This is a genomic window from Exiguobacterium sp. NPDC077395, assembly GCF_050269125.1.
Lineage (GTDB): Bacteria > Bacillota > Bacilli > Exiguobacteriales > Exiguobacteriaceae > Exiguobacterium > Exiguobacterium aestuarii_A.
In genome coordinates this window covers 183,799-200,164 of record NZ_JBNNHU010000002.1, presented here as the reverse complement: position 1 = coordinate 200,164, position 16,366 = coordinate 183,799, and the positions used below count along the sequence as shown (strand labels likewise).

14 protein-coding genes are annotated in these 16,366 nt (G+C 48.0%); 6 read left to right on the top strand and 8 right to left on the bottom strand.

From position 1 onward, the window contains the following. Window positions 1–20 precede the first annotated feature (20 nt). From ACQKD4_RS11455 to ACQKD4_RS11445, 3 genes are all read right to left on the bottom strand, one after another. A complete protein-coding gene (locus ACQKD4_RS11455; protein ID WP_074034146.1) occupies window positions 21–527 on the bottom strand; it encodes a DoxX family membrane protein in 507 nt (168 codons plus the stop codon). A gap of 178 nt (window positions 528–705) precedes the next feature. After that, complete coding sequence (locus ACQKD4_RS11450; RefSeq protein WP_214695810.1) at window positions 706–1,119, bottom strand: pyridoxamine 5'-phosphate oxidase family protein; 414 nt, start codon at window positions 1,117–1,119, stop codon at window positions 706–708. Between the two features lie 117 nt (window positions 1,120–1,236). Then, window positions 1,237–1,437, bottom strand: coding sequence for a cold-shock protein (locus ACQKD4_RS11445; RefSeq protein WP_015880427.1), 201 nt, complete (start codon window positions 1,435–1,437; stop codon window positions 1,237–1,239). Between the two features lie 261 nt (window positions 1,438–1,698). Between ACQKD4_RS11445 and ACQKD4_RS11440 the strand changes: the two genes are divergently transcribed. Continuing rightward, entirely contained in the window at window positions 1,699–3,297 is a 1,599-nt protein-coding gene (locus ACQKD4_RS11440) for a glycoside hydrolase family 55 protein (RefSeq protein ID WP_427373424.1), read from the top strand. On the opposite strand, the gene ACQKD4_RS11435 is transcribed toward ACQKD4_RS11440, so the two are convergent. Then, window positions 3,261–3,767 carry a flavodoxin domain-containing protein gene (locus ACQKD4_RS11435; RefSeq protein WP_427373423.1) on the bottom strand — a complete coding sequence of 169 codons (507 nt, stop codon included), beginning with the start codon at window positions 3,765–3,767 and terminating at the stop codon, window positions 3,261–3,263. The two genes, ACQKD4_RS11440 and ACQKD4_RS11435, sit on opposite strands and share 37 nt — an antisense overlap. A gap of 103 nt (window positions 3,768–3,870) precedes the next feature. Beyond that, window positions 3,871–5,520: a glycoside hydrolase family 13 protein gene (locus ACQKD4_RS11430; RefSeq protein WP_427373422.1), complete on the bottom strand. Its 1,650-nt coding sequence runs from the start codon at window positions 5,518–5,520 to the stop codon at window positions 3,871–3,873. Window positions 5,521–5,643: 123 nt separating this feature from the next. Here ACQKD4_RS11430 and ACQKD4_RS11425 point away from each other — a divergent pair, with 123 nt between their 5' ends. From ACQKD4_RS11425 to ACQKD4_RS11415, 3 genes are all read left to right on the top strand, one after another. Further along, window positions 5,644–6,423: a helix-turn-helix domain-containing protein gene (locus ACQKD4_RS11425; protein ID WP_427373420.1), complete on the top strand. Its 780-nt coding sequence runs from the start codon at window positions 5,644–5,646 to the stop codon at window positions 6,421–6,423. Window positions 6,424–6,511: 88 nt separating this feature from the next. Continuing rightward, window positions 6,512–7,852 carry a copper amine oxidase gene (locus ACQKD4_RS11420; protein WP_427373419.1) on the top strand — a complete coding sequence of 447 codons (1,341 nt, stop codon included), beginning with the start codon at window positions 6,512–6,514 and terminating at the stop codon, window positions 7,850–7,852. Between the two features lie 19 nt (window positions 7,853–7,871). Continuing rightward, window positions 7,872–8,771 (top strand): sortase domain-containing protein, encoded by a 900-nt coding sequence (locus ACQKD4_RS11415; protein WP_427373418.1) that lies wholly within the window; start codon window positions 7,872–7,874, stop codon window positions 8,769–8,771. Between the two features lie 49 nt (window positions 8,772–8,820). Here ACQKD4_RS11415 and ACQKD4_RS11410 read toward each other — a convergent pair whose 3' ends face one another. From ACQKD4_RS11410 to ACQKD4_RS11400, 3 genes are all read right to left on the bottom strand, one after another. Further along, window positions 8,821–9,528: an ABC transporter ATP-binding protein gene (locus ACQKD4_RS11410; protein ID WP_214695778.1), complete on the bottom strand. Its 708-nt coding sequence runs from the start codon at window positions 9,526–9,528 to the stop codon at window positions 8,821–8,823. Then, the gene (locus tag ACQKD4_RS11405; protein WP_214695776.1) at window positions 9,528–11,165 is read right to left on the bottom strand and encodes an ABC transporter permease; all 1,638 of its coding nucleotides are present in this window, start codon (window positions 11,163–11,165) and stop codon (window positions 9,528–9,530) included. Before ACQKD4_RS11405 ends, ACQKD4_RS11410 begins: the two co-directional genes overlap by 1 nt. A 133-nt stretch (window positions 11,166–11,298) precedes the next feature. Further along, on the bottom strand, window positions 11,299–12,360 hold the full coding sequence (locus ACQKD4_RS11400; protein ID WP_214746803.1) for a Fe(3+) ABC transporter substrate-binding protein: 1,062 nt from the start codon (window positions 12,358–12,360) through the stop codon (window positions 11,299–11,301). Window positions 12,361–12,586: 226 nt separating this feature from the next. On the opposite strand from ACQKD4_RS11400, the gene ACQKD4_RS11395 reads away from it, so the two are divergent. Beyond that, window positions 12,587–13,153 (top strand): TetR/AcrR family transcriptional regulator, encoded by a 567-nt coding sequence (locus ACQKD4_RS11395; protein ID WP_214695772.1) that lies wholly within the window; start codon window positions 12,587–12,589, stop codon window positions 13,151–13,153. A 30-nt stretch (window positions 13,154–13,183) separates the two neighbouring features. After that, on the top strand, window positions 13,184–16,336 hold the full coding sequence (locus ACQKD4_RS11390; protein ID WP_427373416.1) for an efflux RND transporter permease subunit: 3,153 nt from the start codon (window positions 13,184–13,186) through the stop codon (window positions 16,334–16,336). The last annotated feature ends 30 nt before the right edge of the window (window positions 16,337–16,366 follow it).

The following is a 16,366-nucleotide window of genomic DNA, read 5'->3' as shown; positions in this document are numbered from 1 at the left end:
CACAGGAGAGTGCATAAAAGTTACGAAGCTATTTGACGATTTGGTGAACGATGCAATACTTTCGTTTCGACGAAGTTGCGAAGGAACAAACCATCGACTCCGATTTTCCCTGCGTTATGTCCAGCAACCAAAATCAATACGGATACGATCAACATCGTTGGGTTCGTACTGACCGTTCCAGAGAGCAAGAAAGCCATGTTCATGACAAGACCGAAGAACGCCGCGCTACGTGTGAGTGCTCCGAGCAATAACCCCAACCCGACCAAAAATTCACCATAAGGAATAAGGACATCGAATAATCCAGCGTTCGGAATCGCAACGTTTTCTAAGAATGCAGCCCACCATCCTGCGACGGCTGGATGTTCTCCAGTCGCGAGTGTCACCGCGTTGTTTAAGAATCCTTCCGTTCCAAAACCACCTGTGATTTTACCCCAACCTGCTGTTAACCAATGATAACCGAGCCAGACACGTAACACCGTCAAGATTGCCGTAGCGATGTTATGATTTTGCCAAAATTTCGTGAACATGATGATTCCTCCTTTTCAAGAAGTTGAATAAATGAATAATGTGATTACATTCACAATATACCACCTATGTTCACTATTTCACATATGTATTTTGCTTTGTTCATGATTCGTCCATATGTACGTCACACTCTATTCACATCCAGCAAAAAGACGCCTACTCGAGGCGTCTTTGAGAAGTTTACAACGTTACTTCTTGAGGTGGCTGCCCTTTTTTATTCATCACACGCATCGATTCTGGTTCGATTTTGAGAATGACCAATTTCGGATCGTCCGGACCATCAAACCAGCCCTCGAGTTTGTCGTTCCACACTTTTTCTTTCATCGATTCATCGTCTGACACAGTCGCTTTCCCTAAGATTTCTAAGTAGGTGTCCCCCACTCCATCTCCGTCATAACCAATCAAAATATGCGTATATGGATTCTTCTCTAATTCCTCCACCTTATCTGTATCGTTCGAGGTTGCTGTGTAGAGTGTAAAATCATCATGGAAAAATGTCATGTAACGACTATGTGGCTTCACTTTATACACGGTCGCCATCGTCCCTACATCACTTGAATCTAGGATTTTTAAAGCTGTTTCTTTTGCACTCATTCCAAATTCCTCCTTCATGATTTGTCGCTCGTATACTGTTCCCTCAAACTACACGATTAAACACAAAAAAACCTGCTCGCCGATGCGAGCAGGTATCATATTCCTTAGAAAGGAAGATTAGATTTTTTCAACGTTAGAAGCTTGTGGTCCACGAGCTCCGTCTGTGATTTCGAAAGTTACTTCTTGGCCTTCTTCAAGTGTTTTGAAGCCGTCGCCTTGGATTGCTGAGAAGTGTACGAATACGTCGTCTCCGCCTTCCATTTCGATGAAGCCGTAACCTTTTTCTGAGTTAAACCATTTTACTTTACCTGTGTTCATGAATGAACCCTCCTGAAATAAACGCTATGCGTTATAGTAGTGCCTTACTAGAAAAAACTTGACCAAAAAAAATACAAGCCTCTGGATTATCTAACGAAAAATAATCCCAAGCACTTGTGAATTATGATTCCAGCTATTCTTAATTAAGCACATATTGAATATAACACGACTAGATGCTTCTGTCTAGTAAATACTTCTGATTGCTAAAAAACGAGGTGAAACGGGTACATGCTAGAGAAGATGATGCTAGGAGGATTTATTATGAAAAATGCAAAGGACCCACAATCAATCGCATCGATGATTACCTCATATTCTGATTGGTCGGAAGAAGACCTCATCCAGCGAACACTCGAATGGCATCGTGTCACTCGCGAGACATCTTACTCAGAGCAGCAACAATCCATCCCTTGCCGAATTCCAATGACAGAACGTATTACGCCTGTTCAAACGTCACTCCCGCTCGAACAAATGGACGGAATGGTTCGTCCTGTTTGGATGCGACGCCTCGATGCGGAATATTTGAATCTGCTTCAGGTCACAAAACAACGTGTTGATGTGACAGATTATGGCGCTGTCGGGGACGGACAAACGGATTGCACGCTCGCTTTTCGTCTCGCCCTCCGCTCCAATCGCCGTGTCTTTGTCCCGGCAGGTGTGTATATCGTTCGGGGCATTCGCCTTCCTTCGAACTGCGTGTTAGAAGGTGCCGGACAGGACGTCACCATTCTAAAACTATCCGATTGTGCCCCAAAGCATCGAAGATTGTTACGAAACGCCACCCCATTTGCGGGAAACCATCATATCGAGGTATGTCACCTGACGCTCGATTGGAACGTTGCACGATTAGGCGATGCGAAACGAACGACGAGCGGTGACACGTCATCGAGTGCCTTGACGTTTGCCCATGTGACGTATGGCTGGGTGCATCATGTGACGGCTAAAAATGCCGGTCTTCATGCGTTCGACATCACGTCTCCACACTATCATTACTTAGGGGACGGCCTCCGTGCCGCAAACGGCAGTCGGTATATTCATCTTGATTACCTTGAGGCGACGAACTATGGGGATGACGGAATCACGACACACCATAGCGATGCCATTTATATCACCAACTGTTATTGTCATCACCCTCATGGTCGAACGCATGCTGTTGGATTTTCAAACTCGAATGGCATTGAGATTGACGATGGATCGCGGCACGTCACACTCGTGAACAATAAAAGTGAAGGATGTTTTGGCGGAATCGAAGTAAAGGCACATGGAACCTCGTCAGCGGCTCATGACGTTCATATTTTTGGACACCTTTCACTTCATGACAATCGCTCATTTAACTTCCGTCACATTGGTCATCATTTAGCAGACGATCCCGATTCGGCGACAGCACGCTTTCTGTCTGGTACGAACTTAGTATCCGTCGAACCGGTCCGAAGCTCGCTATATGCGAAATCCTCGCCACGAAGCCTGGTCGTATCGGCCTATCAAGACGTCTTGATCCATGGATTGACCGCGATCGGTGACCCGACTTACGATTACGAAAAACATCCGGCACTGGCGATTCAATACAAGTCTCGGCGCGTTCAATTACATCGCATCTCCGTACGTGGATTTACAACCTCGAGAGCTGATCTCGAACTGTTCGGAGGGGATAATCGGACCGATGAAGTGACCATCGAAAACTTACGATGCCTTGAATCTGCGCCAATCGCGTTAAGAATAGGACGTCAGCTGGAGAAAATCGCACTTCATCAAATCGAAGGACAGAAAAAAAGCGGAGATGTACTCATCTCCACGAAAAGTCCAATCGATGCGAAAGACATGCTCGCTTACGGATTCTCGGACCGAGTACGTTCAGACGTTTGAGCCGCCTCGACAAGCCGATCCAATTTGTCCTCATCGAGTTCAAGCGAGCTTTCTTTCTGTTTGGCCATCATGCGGACGATCGCTTTGTCTAAAAAGCCCATTCGTTCAAAGTCATACCCGCTCCCGACAACTTCGACGAAATAGGCATGTTCTCGTAGCGTGTCACAATAAGCTTCTTCTAGCTCGCGAATCCGTTCCGATTCTGTCGGTGTCCCGGCACACAAATATAGAGCAAGGGGATGCTCGAGCAAGTGTGCCTCATGAAGCGACAACCATTCCTTCATCTCGTCCTGGATGGTACCCATCCGAATCGAACTGCCGACGATGACGTGATCCACGGTCTCCCACATGACGTTCGGCTCTTCTACGATATTTTGGACATGAACGTCTCCCGATAACCGTTCAGCGAGTAAAGACGCCACTTTTTCACTCGTCCCATATCTGGAAGAGTACGCGATTAAAGTACCCATGTCGTTCCCTCTTTTCATGTCAGACGTTACTTACACTATTCCCGAATCATCGAGAGAAGATACGCGACCATTCAAAAAAGCTCGCCGTCTGGCGAGCTTTTCGTCACAGTTTATACACTTGTGCTTCGTAAGGACGAAGGGTGAACGGTTCAATCGGTTCCATGTTTCCGATGACGCGTTCTTTTACGTCATATGGTAAGTCACGTTGTTGTGTGTCACCTGAGAAGTTACAGAGCACGAGCCATGTCTCTCCTTCGAACGAACGTGTGAACGCATAGATTGCCTCATCTTCCGGTAACAACAGCTCATACTTTCCATAGACAACGAGCGGATTGGCTTTACGGAGCGCAATCAATTGACGGTAGTAATGGAAGAGCGAATTCGGGTCTTTCCGTGCCGCTTCCGCATTGATGTCGACATAGTTCGGGTTGACCCCAATCCATGGTGTTCCTGTCGTGAAGCCACCATGTGCTTCGTCCGACCACTGTACCGGCGTTCGTGAATTGTCACGTCCTCGCTCATGAATTCCACGGAAAATCTCATCGTGCGTCAACAACCCTTTTGATGTGTAGTCACGGTAGGCGTTTAACGTTTCGATATCTCGGTACTGATCAATCGAATCAAACGCGACGTTTGTCATCCCGAACTCTTCCCCTTGATAAATGTAAGGTGTCCCTTTCAATAGATGAAGAAGTGTCGCAAGCATCTTCCCGGAACGGACACGATACTCAGGTGAATCGTTTCCGAAGCGCGAGATGGCTCGTGGCTGGTCGTGGTTACTCCAGTACAGGCTGTTCCACCCTTCCTCTTCCAGTCCTTCTTGCCAACGCGAGAAGATTGTCTTTAACTCGGTCAATTTCCAGTCCGTCGGATTCCATTTCCCGAAGCTACCGTTCCCGACATCTACATGCTCAAAATGAAAGACCATGTTCAGTTCGTTACGGTCTTCCCCTGTATACAATTTCGCTTCTTCCACACTGACTCCTGGCATCTCACCGACCGTGATCGTGTCGTATTTCGATAAGACTTCTTGATTCATCTCTTGCATGAATTCATGGATACGTGGTCCGTTAAAGAAGAATGGCGTGCCGTCACCGTACCCTGTTCCTTGCGTTTGACCATCCGGATAGCTTGGATTTTTTGAGATCATATTGATCACGTCCATCCGGAACCCGTCGACCCCTTTATCGAGCCAATACGTCATGAGATCGTACACTTCACGACGAAGCGTTTCGCTTTCCCAGTTCAGATCCGGTTGTTTCTTACTGAATAAGTGAAGGTAGTACTCATCACTCGCCTCATCATACTGCCAAGCGCTGCCGCCGAAGAAAGCCCCCCAGTTCGTCGGAGGTTGACCATCTTTCCCTTTTTTCCAAATATAATAGTCGCGATATGGACTCTCTTTTGAAGAGCGTGACTCCATGAACCACTGGTGTTCATCGGAAGAGTGATTGACGACCAGGTCCATCATGATTTTAATCCCGTGACGGTGTGCTTCTTCAAGCATCGCATCAAAGTCGTCCATCGTACCGAACTCCTCCATAATGGCACGATAATCACGAATGTCGTATCCATTGTCGTCGTTCGGTGAATCGTATACCGGCGAGAGCCAGATGACGTCGATCCCGAGCTCTGCCAAATAAGACATCTTCTCCGTGATTCCTTGGATGTCACCAATCCCATCACCATTCGAATCGTTGAAGCTACGTGGATAAATTTGATACACGACTGCTTCTTTCCACCATTGTTTCATGTTACGTCCTCCTTGAAGTTCATTTCCGTTTCAACGCTTTCATCGTACTGTCTTCAAGGATTCATGACCATCCATGATATGATTAGGATATGTACAATTTTGCTATAAAATGAGGAGACTATTATGGAAATCGGCTTTTGTGGCTATTCGTATCATACAACGACCTACACTTTTCCATTCGCTAACTTACTCGATACGTATCTGATTCGCTTACAGACAGAGGGGACGGCTCGGATCGTCGTCAATGAGGAAATGATGATCACACGACCTGGTGACGTATTGATTGTCCGCCCGGGTGACTTCTATGAAATGCATGTCGATACACCTGCGAGCGGAGACTATCATATCTTCTGTACCGGACATTCGATCGATACATGGTGGCATGCGACGCCACGGGAGCGAAAGTATGCCATCACCATCGATTCCCGCCTACTTTCGCTATGGCAACACATTACAGAGGAAGTGCGCCGTCCACCATCTGAACAAAGTGCCGTACTAATTGAAACTCTCGTCAAAGCGCTTTTACTCATGCTTGATCGTTCGATTCAAGATGTGCATTCCCAGGCGCGACCGCCAGTCGTCTCTCGCATGATGCGCTTTATCGAATCGCACGTCACCAATGACTTTAAAGTGGCAGACGTTGCTATAGAGGTCGGACTCAGCGTTTCACGGACCGTTCATCTCTTTAAAGAAGAGACCGGGATGACAATCATCGAATATGCACAATCGATTCGCTTACAGCTTGCCGAAGAGCAAATGCGCTATACAAAACATTCGTTAGAAACGATTGCGGAACTGTCTGGATTTCGAAGTTATCCATATTTCCACAGAATTTTTAAACGGAAATATGGCGTAGCACCAGGGGTTTATCGCACTCTTCAACAAAAAAACGAAAAAAAATAAAAAAAGAGTGATCCATTTTTTGAACCGCTCCGTTAGATGGGTGTAAATAACGACAACAACACTCACTTACGAAAAGGAGCGATTACACATGAAGAAGAAGACGTTAAACAAAATCGTAGCACCTGCACTAGCCTTAGGACTACTCGTACCGGTCAACGCACAGGCAGCGGATCACACACCGACAGCAAGTACACCAGCAGGTGACCTTCGCGCCACACTCGATCAACTCTTATCTGAGCACTACGTATTAGCCGTCACATCGATGATGAAAGGATACGACGAGGCAGCAGATGCTGAAGTTTCGATGAAAGCACTCGATCAAAACGCGCTCGACATGACACCAGCCATCTCATCAATTTATGGGGAAGAAGGCGGCATGAAGTTCGAAGAAATCTTCCGTGGTCATAACGACTACTCAGCTGATTTCGTAGAAGCTGCAAAATCAGACAACCAAGAACTACGCATGGAAGCTGAAGCTGAAGTCGATGAGTTCGTAGAAGAATTCTCAACATTCCTCGATGCAGCGACGGAAGGGAACTTACCGAAAGAAGCGGCAGCAGATGCACTTGAACTTCATGAAGACCAAGTCCTCTCTGTATTCGATAACTATGTCGAAGGAGATTACGAAGAAGCTTACATGACGTTCCGTGAAGGTTACAAGCACATGTTCAACATCAGTAAAGCCCTCTCAGGTGCAATCGTCACACAAATGCCTGACAAATTCACGACTGGAGCAGATACACCAGCTGTTGAACTCCGCTCAACATTGAACAGTCTTGCAGGTGAGCACTTCGCCCTCGCTGCAATCGGTATGCAAAAAGGATATGACCAAGCAGAGGACTATGACTACGTCACATGGGCAGAAGACCAGAATACACTCGACTTCAAAGCGGCAATCGCATCTGTATACGGTGACGAAGGTGCTGCACAGTTCGAAAAAGTTTGGAACTCAGATCACATCACAGCACAAGGTGATATCGTAGCTGCTACACTTGAAGGTGACGAAGCGAAGATTGAAGAAGCACGTATGCGCCTCGACACATTCGCTGTCGACTTCAGCACATTCCTCGATGCAGCAACAGAAGGTAACTTGCCACAAGCTGCTGGTGAAGAAGCCATCAAACAGCATGAGACACTCGTACTCGACACATTCGATCAATACGTCGCAGGCGATGCAGAAGCGGCTTGGATGTCATTCCGTGAAGGATATGCGTTCATGTTCGGTGTTGGTGAAACACTCGGTAACGCGATCGTGACACAAATGCCTGACAAGTTTGAAGAAACAATGATGCCTGAAGAGATGCCTGAAACAGGTCTCGGTGGTGCACAAGAACAATCAATGAACACGCTCTACGCTGGATTAGCTGTACTTGGCGGAATCTTACTCGCCTTCGTAACGCTTCGCAAACGTAAAGTGTCTGAACAATAATCAATAAGGAGGGAGCCCCATGAACAAGCGCCATTTGTTTCTGGCGCTCTCTCTCTTTTGTTTTAGCTTCTGGACGTGGACGAGCGCCCAAGAATCGTCGTCACCACCTGTAGAAGAAAAACAAATAGAGGAGAGCCCGGATTTAACGGCTGAATTCTCACTTCTACAGGAAGAGGTGAAGAAGTTACGATTAGCAGAGGAAGAAGAAAACGCTAAGGCCGTCACCCCCGTTCAAATCCAAATTCCGAAAATCGATGTCGATACCGCTATCGAGCAAGTCGGGGTACTGGAAAACGGACAGATGGGTGTACCAGAAGATGAAAATCAGGTCGGGTGGTTCGAACCCGGTGTCACACCAGGAAGTAAAGGAAACGCCGTGATCGCCGGTCACGTCGACAGCAAGACCGGTCCGGCCGTCTTTTATCAACTCGATCAACTTAAAGAAGGCGATGACGTTCTGATTCGAGACGAAGTTGGAAACACACTTCGTTTCCGCGTCACAAAAACAGAACGCTATAATACGAAAACCGCGCCAATCGAAGAGATTTTCGGTGCCACATCAAATCGCAATTTAAATTTGATCACCTGTTCGGGTACGTTCGGGGACGGGGGCTACGATGAACGATTCGTCGTGTATACAGAGCTAGTGGATACCGAACTGAACGAAACTATCGATCTCGAGATTCCAACGGCAGTCGCGCGACAAGGAAACTTGTTAACCTGGCACGCCGTGCGTCAAGAGAGCGTAATCGGATATCGCATCTATGAAGTCGTCGACGGAAAAGCGACTCATATCGAAAGCGTCCCATCCCATGCGAGAAAGAGTATCGAAGTCGCAAATGAGACAGGTGTTTCTTATTACGTGACTGCGATCGACCAACTTGGAAATGAGTCGAAACCTTCCGAGATGACCAAATGACAAAAGACCCCTTACTCACTTTTAATGTGTGAATAAGGGGTCTTCTTTATTATACAAAGCAAGGAATCTGCGGGTTGAACGTCTTGTTGTTCTCCGTCATGACTTGCTTTTTAATTTTGCCTTCTCCGAGGTAGACGATGCGGTCAGCGAGTGCCTCTGCATCTTCCTCGTCGTGTGTCACGAAGATCGTCGTCGTACCTGTCTGCTTCAAGAGACGGCGCAAATCGTCACGAATCCGATGTTGAAGTGACGTGTCCAAGTTACTGAACGGTTCGTCTAGAATCAACAGTGCCGGCTTCGGTGCGAGTGCACGCGCGAGCGCGACACGCTGTTGTTGTCCCCCACTGAGTTCGTACGGGTAGCGGTGGCGGAACTCCGTCAAGTTGACGAGCGCGAGCATCTCTTCGACACGCGCATTCCGTTCTTTCCGGCTTAGTTTATGAAGACCGAACCGAATGTTCTTTTCAACGGTCATGTGTGGGAAGAGTGCATAGTCTTGGAAGACCATCCCAACGCCACGATCTTCTGGTGGCATGAACTGACAATCGTCGCAACAGACGCAGTCGTTCACAACGACGACGCCCTGGTTCGGCATCTCGAGCCCTGCGATCAATCGGAGAATCGTACTTTTCCCAGAACCGCTGTCCCCAAGAAGCGAGACGATTTCGCCTTTTGTGATCGAAATCGAGAACCCTTTGATGGTCTCTTCATGTGCACCTTTATAGCTAAAATGTAAATCGTTGATTTGAACGAACATTAGTCGGCCTCCTTATCAAGCACCTTGTGGGAAACGAATATCAACAGTCCACTCATGAGGACGATGACGATGGAAGCGAGTGCCGCTTCATGAATCTTCTCATCACTCACGTATTTGAACGCCTGTGTCGCAAGCGTCGAAAAGTTAAATGGTTGTAAAAAGAGCGTCAACGGCAACTCTTTCATAATATCAATAAAGACGAGGATAAATGCGCTCATGATAGCACCTTTAATCATCGGGATATCCACGCGGAAGAACGTTTGGACCGTGTTCCATCCGAGCATGCGGGATGCTTCCGTGAACGATTTCCCGACCTTCTCGAACCCACTCTCAATCGAGTTGTAGCCGATGGCGAGGAAACGGATGACATAGGCGAAGATGAGCATGATGAGCGTCGTCCGAAACACGAACGTCTGACTCAAGTCGAGCGCCTTAGCCATGTCGAGCACTTTGCCATCGAGCCATAAGAAGAGCGTGATGACCGCAATGGCGATCGCTGCCCCTGGAATCGAATATCCAAGCGTCGTCACTTTTGAAATGACGCGTGTCATGTTCGACGGGAAGAGCCGCGTGTAGTTCGCGATGATGAGTGCGAACAACAGGATGATCACTGTTGCGATAAAGGCGACACGCACCGTATTCCAAACAAGTTGCCAAAATTCTTCCGTGAAGACCGTATCGAACGTCAGGAACGTCCAGGCCGTCAACTGCGTGAACGGAATGACGAATGCGATGGCAAAGACGATCGAGACATAAGCGAATACCGCGTAGCGATGCCAGCCTTGAAGCGGTCTCGGTTTGAGCGGTTTCACTTTCGTCGAAGCGTAACTGAATTGCTTCCGTCCTCGCACGAGTCGCTCCATCGTCAAGATGGCGATGACGAGAATCATGAGGGTACCTGCCAGCTTCAGCGCCGACGACGTATCCTTCATCCCGAACCATGTGCTAAAAATAGCGGTACTGAACGTCTGGATCCCGAAATATTTCACGACGCCATAGTCGTTGAGTACTTCCATCAAGACGAGACTGACACCGCCAATGATGGCGACTCGGGAAATCGGAATGACGACGGTGAAGAAAATATCCCATGACCCACGACCGAGGATCCGTGCGTTCTCAATCATCGAGGACGATTGGTTATGCAGGAACGCTCGTGTGATCGTATAAATGTATGGATAGAGGAACAAGGTGAAAATAAACACCGTCCCTTGAATCGACATGATATTGAAGTACGATTGATCGACAGTGATCCCGAACTGATTCCGTAGCGTCGTTTGGATCACTCCCGTGTAATTTAAAATGCCGTGATACGTATACGCCCCGATATAAGGCGGGATTGCCAGTGGCAAGATGAGTGCCCATTTAAAGAAGCGACGGAACGGAAAATCATAGACGGTCACGAACCAAGCAAGGCTCGTTCCAATCACCGTCGTCAAGAGACCAGTGGCCACCATGATGAACAACGTATTCCGTACATAACGGGGCAACAAATACTCTTGAATATGCTGCCAGTTGTCATTGACTGGCGCAAATAATTCCACGAGCACGACGATTCCCGGCAAGACGATCAATAAAATCGCGAGAAAGCTTAGGATCGCCCATCCATTCAGTTGTCGTTTTACCGCGTGCCAGTTCATGTCGTACCGCTCCCGTTCTGTAAACAATCAATTCCTGTCCCATCATATCAGTTTCTACGCGTCCCGTGTAGCGCTTAGGGTGTATGAAACGCAAAAACCTCCGGCCTGAACTCTCGTTCAAGCCGAAGTCATCTTACTTCCAACCTACTTCGTTAAAGATGCGGATTGCTTCTTGTTGGTTTTCTCCAAGTGCAGAGAGGTTGATGTCTTGCTCTTTGAACTCGCCCCATGATTGAAGAAGCTCATTTGGCTCAACCGACTCGTTGACTGGGTATTCGTAGTTCACACTCGCAAATTTCTCTTGAGCTGACGGTTCTGACATGAACTCCATCAATTTTTGAGCGTTTTCTGTGTTTTTCGACGCTTTCGTCATCGCGATACCAGAAATGTTTACGTGTGTACCTGTTGTATCTTGGTTTGGGAAGAAGACACCGAGTTGCTCAGCGACTTTCTTCTCTTCTTCGTCTTCAGAATTCAACATGAGACCCATATAGTACGTGTTCATGATGGCCACGTCTCCTTCACCGGCGACGACCGCTTTCGCTTGGTCACGATCGTTCCCTTGTGGGTCGCGTGCCATGTTATTCACTAAGCCTTTCGCCCACTCTTTCGCTTCATCGACACCGTTCACTTCGATGAATGATGCGAGAAGTGAGATGTTGTACATGTTTTCAGACGGACGCACGAGTACTTTGCCGTTCCATTGTTCTTCTGTCAATGCTTCATACGTCGACAATTCTTCTGGTTTCACGCGATCTTTCGAGTAAACGATGACACGTGCACGTTTCGTCAAACCGAACCATTCGTTGTCCGTGTCACGATATTTTGCAGGAATGTTTGACTCAAGCTCATCGCTATCGACCGCTTGGAGATGTCCCGCTTCTTTCGCTTGGTACAAGTTTCCGGCATCTGCCGTAATGAAGAGGTCAGCCTCTGTGCTCTCTCCTTCAGTGTTTAAACGCTCGAGAAGTTCGTCACTCTTACCTTCCACGACGTTTACCTTGATGCCCGTCTCTTCTTCAAACTGTTTATATAATTGTTGATCGACATCGTAGTGGCGACTCGAGTAAACATTGACGACGTTCGAATCGTCCGAGCCTTCATTTGAAGTTGTCTCATCTGTGCTTGCGCAAGCGGCAAGGAGCGATGTCGTTAACGCTGCTGAAATTCCTAAAGCTGCATATTTTTTGTTCATCTGTCATTCCCCCACGTTCAATGATTTCTCTCTGGTAATGATAATTACTCTCAGTACCTATCATCACTGATAATCATTCTCACGTCAAGGGTTTTCTGCAATCGCTATCAGTAAGAATGCTTAATTTGTGACAGTTTTGAGGTCATCATTTCTTGACTTCAAAAGAATGCGAACGATATAGTGAAATCAAACAAACCGTCCGGTCGGTACAGAAAGGAGTGGAGATATGACAAACCGATCGAATATCACGAAACAAAAGCTATTGGATGCGGCAACGGACATCATCATGAACCAAGGGGTGCATCAACTCACGTTAGATGAGGTCGCCAAAACAGCAGGTGTTTCAAAAGGTGGACTTCTCTATCATTACGCTTCAAAAGAGGCATTGATGACAGCAATCGTCGAACGGTTACAGCAAGAGCAAAACGAGTTGTATGCCTCACTGCAACAGGAAGGTCACGGTCCAGTCGAAGCATTCGTTCGTCTGTTCGATGAAACGAATTTACATCCCGAACGTGCTGCCATTCATATCGACGTCGAGAAAATGATCGCATTTCTCACGCTGTTTGCCGTCGACCAAGAGTATGCGAATCGATGGAAGCATGATTTAGATACGTTTTTCGAACAGTTCCAAAAAACAGCCGACCCGGTTGAAACGATGATCATTCGTTATGCACTCGAAGGCATGATGATGTCAGAACATTTTGGGGTCGGTGTTCCCCCTGCCGAACTCAAACAAGCAATCATTACCCGCTTGATTGAACGGGCACACGCCATCGACAGCCAATCATAAAAAACAACATATAGAGGAGATTAAAAACCCATGCAGAAAATCACGTCCTTCTCCGTCAACAACAAGTTTGCGGTTTGGTTGATGACAATCATCTTGACGGCCGCCGGTCTTTTCGCCGGTCTGACGATGAAGCTCGAGACGTTACCGGACATCACGACACCGACCGTCTCGGTCACAACCATTTATCCAGGTGCATCCCCTGAGCAAGTGCTTGAAGAAGTCAGTACCGTTCTTGAAGAACGCCTGCAAAGTCTAAATGGTGTGGAACAAGTTCGTTCTTCATCGTTCCAAAACGCTTCGAACATCCAAATCGACTACGACTTCAGTACGGACATGGAAGAAGCGGAACAGCAAGTCAAAGACGCGTTAAGCAACGTCGAACTACCTGAATCGGCACAAGAACCCCAAGTGTCGCGTCTCAGCTTCGACGCTTTCCCGGTCATCGGGGCTGCCATTTCGGATGAAAGTCTTGACTTGGCTGAATTGACGAAGCTCGTCGAGGAAGAAGTGCAACCTGCCCTTGAAGGAGTGGAAGGCTCACAAACCGTCCAAATTGCCGGACAGGAAATTCGCCGTGTCGAACTTCAATTCGATCAAGACGCACTCGCTGAATACAATTTGACAGAAGACACGGTCAAACAATTGATTCAAGCGAACGATGCCCGGATTGCTCTTGGGTTATATGAGTTAGGCGATACGGAACAGGCTGTCGTCATCGACGGGAAGTCTGAGACGCTCGAGGCGTTCCGCGACCTTCAAATTCCGTACTCACCAGCACAATCCACGCCGACGACACCGTCTGCCCCGACTGAATTGCCACCTGGTCAAACACCAGACGTGCCGACAGAGGTCCCATCGGAAACGCCATCGGCATTACCGCCAAACACACCGACGACGGTTCCGACAGTCGCGTTGAGTGAACTGGCCACGATTGAAGATAAGGGAATCGAAGAATCGATTTCTCGTTCGAACGGTGAACGTTCAATCGGTTTGCAAGTCACGAAAACACAAGATGCAAACACAGTCGATGTCGTCAATGCTGTCAAAGAAGTGTTGAGCGACTTCGAGGCAGAATATGACACAGCGAATGTATCGATCACGCTCGACCAAGGACAACCGATTGAAGAGTCGGTCGAGACGATGTTATCCAAAGCATTGCTCGGTGGATTATTCGCTATCCTCATCATCTTAGTGTTCTTGCGTAACTTCCGCTCGACGATTATCGCCGTCATCTCGATTCCGTTATCGCTTCTCATGGCACTCATCGTGTTGAAACAATTAGGAATCACGTTAAACATCATGACACTCGGTGCGATGACCGTCGCCATCGGTCGTGTCGTCGATGACTCCATTGTCGTCATCGAGAATATTTACCGTCGACTCACACGGTCGAACGAACCACTTCGCGGTAAAGAATTGATCATCGCTGCGACAAAAGAAGTATTTATCCCGATCGCCTCGTCGACAATCGTCACGATTGCAGTATTCTTGCCGCTCGGATTCGTCACAGGATTTGTCGGTGAGTTGTTCTTGCCATTTGCATTAACGGTCGTCTTCGCCCTTCTTGCTTCGTTACTCGTCGCGATCACGGTCGTACCAATGATGGCCGACTCGTTCTTTAAGAACCGCGACAAGTTGAAGCCAGAAGAAGGTCCAGGCAAGCTCGCGGAATGGTATCGCGGCGTCTTGAACTGGTCACTGAACCACAAACTCGTCGTCTTCGGACTCGCAACGGCCCTATTGATCGGTAGTTTCGCCCTTGTCCCTGCGATTGGGGTCAACTTCTTAAATCAGGATTCAGAAAAGACCTTGTACGTCACGTTCGACCCAGAACCCGGTCAAACGCTTGAAGATTCGATTGCCGCGGCAGAAGTGGCAGAAGAATACTTCATGGTAGAACAACCTAACGCAACGGACGTTCAGTTCACGGTCGGTGGAGAGAACCCGCTGAACCCAGGAAACAATAAACAAGGAATCTTCATCGTCCAGTATGACCCGGATACAGAAGATTTCGCAGATGTGAAGTTGGCTGATATCGAGAAGTTGAACGAACTCGCTTCAAACGGGGAGTGGAAAGAACAAGACTTCTCAGGTGGCGGCGCAACGAGCGGTGTGACATATAACGTCTATGCCAACTCGCTTGAAGATTTAGAAGCCATCGTGCCGACTTTCATCGAAACGATTGAAGAAGAAACGGATTACGTCCGTCAGGCAACGTCAGACTTACGTGAATCGTATGTACAATATACGTTCAACGTCGACCAACAAGCCGCAGCGGAAGCTGGTGTATCTGCAGGTCAAATCGCACAAGTCATCAGCCAATTCCAGGCACCAGAAAGCCCACTCGCGAGCGTGACGGTGGATGACAAACAGTTAGACGTCGTCATCCCGAACGAGCAAGTGACGTATGATAGTGTCGATGACCTGCAAGCACAAGAAATCACGACACCGTTCGGACCACGCCCGATTTCAGACTTCATTGAAATCGAAGAAGGCACAACGCCGGACACACTCGTCGAGCGCGACGGAAAGCTGCTCGCACAAGTAAGTGTCGAACTCAGCACGGATAAAGCGACGGAAGCGTCGGCTGCGATCGAAGAACGCGTATCAGAAATCGAGCTCCCGTCTGGCGTATCGTATGATGTCGGCGGTGTAACGGAACAGATTCAAGAATCGTTCACACAGCTCGGTCTTGCGATGCTCGCTGCAATCGCTATCGTATACTTGGTTCTCGTGATCACATTCGGAGGGGCACTCACACCATTCGTCGTGTTGTTCTCACTCCCGTATGCGATTATCGGGGGACTTGTCGCCCTCCTCATCACTGGTGAAACGATTTCGGTTTCTGCCTTGATCGGGGCACTCATGTTAATCGGGATTGTCGTCACGAACGCCATCGTCTTGATTGACCGCGTCATTCATAAAGAAGAAGCTGGTTTATCAACACGTGAAGCGTTACTTGAGGCAGCAGGCACACGCCTTCGCCCAATCTTGATGACCGCACTCGCGACAATCGGTGCACTCGCACCGCTCGCACTCGGTCTCGAGGGCGGGGCACTCATCTCGAAAGGTCTCGGAGTCACCGTGATCGGCGGACTTACAAGTTCGACGCTTCTCACGTTGCTCATCGTACCGATCGTCTATGAGTTCTTCGCACGATTCCGTAAGAAAAAACAAGCGTAAACAAAAGAGAGTTGACTTTGACAAGTCGAC

Coding starts and splice junctions, on each gene's coding strand:
- ACQKD4_RS11455 (WP_074034146.1), bottom strand. CDS start 527: ATGTTCACGAAATTTTGGCAAAATCATAACATCGCTACGGCAATCTTG.
- ACQKD4_RS11450 (WP_214695810.1), bottom strand. CDS start 1,119: ATGAGTGCAAAAGAAACAGCTTTAAAAATCCTAGATTCAAGTGATGTA.
- ACQKD4_RS11445 (WP_015880427.1), bottom strand. CDS start 1,437: ATGAACACAGGTAAAGTAAAATGGTTTAACTCAGAAAAAGGTTACGGC.
- ACQKD4_RS11440 (WP_427373424.1), top strand. CDS start 1,699: ATGAAAAATGCAAAGGACCCACAATCAATCGCATCGATGATTACCTCA.
- ACQKD4_RS11435 (WP_427373423.1), bottom strand. CDS start 3,767: ATGGGTACTTTAATCGCGTACTCTTCCAGATATGGGACGAGTGAAAAA.
- ACQKD4_RS11430 (WP_427373422.1), bottom strand. CDS start 5,520: ATGAAACAATGGTGGAAAGAAGCAGTCGTGTATCAAATTTATCCACGT.
- ACQKD4_RS11425 (WP_427373420.1), top strand. CDS start 5,644: ATGGAAATCGGCTTTTGTGGCTATTCGTATCATACAACGACCTACACT.
- ACQKD4_RS11420 (WP_427373419.1), top strand. CDS start 6,512: ATGAAGAAGAAGACGTTAAACAAAATCGTAGCACCTGCACTAGCCTTA.
- ACQKD4_RS11415 (WP_427373418.1), top strand. CDS start 7,872: ATGAACAAGCGCCATTTGTTTCTGGCGCTCTCTCTCTTTTGTTTTAGC.
- ACQKD4_RS11410 (WP_214695778.1), bottom strand. CDS start 9,528: ATGTTCGTTCAAATCAACGATTTACATTTTAGCTATAAAGGTGCACAT.
- ACQKD4_RS11405 (WP_214695776.1), bottom strand. CDS start 11,165: ATGAACTGGCACGCGGTAAAACGACAACTGAATGGATGGGCGATCCTA.
- ACQKD4_RS11400 (WP_214746803.1), bottom strand. CDS start 12,360: ATGAACAAAAAATATGCAGCTTTAGGAATTTCAGCAGCGTTAACGACA.
- ACQKD4_RS11395 (WP_214695772.1), top strand. CDS start 12,587: ATGACAAACCGATCGAATATCACGAAACAAAAGCTATTGGATGCGGCA.
- ACQKD4_RS11390 (WP_427373416.1), top strand. CDS start 13,184: ATGCAGAAAATCACGTCCTTCTCCGTCAACAACAAGTTTGCGGTTTGG.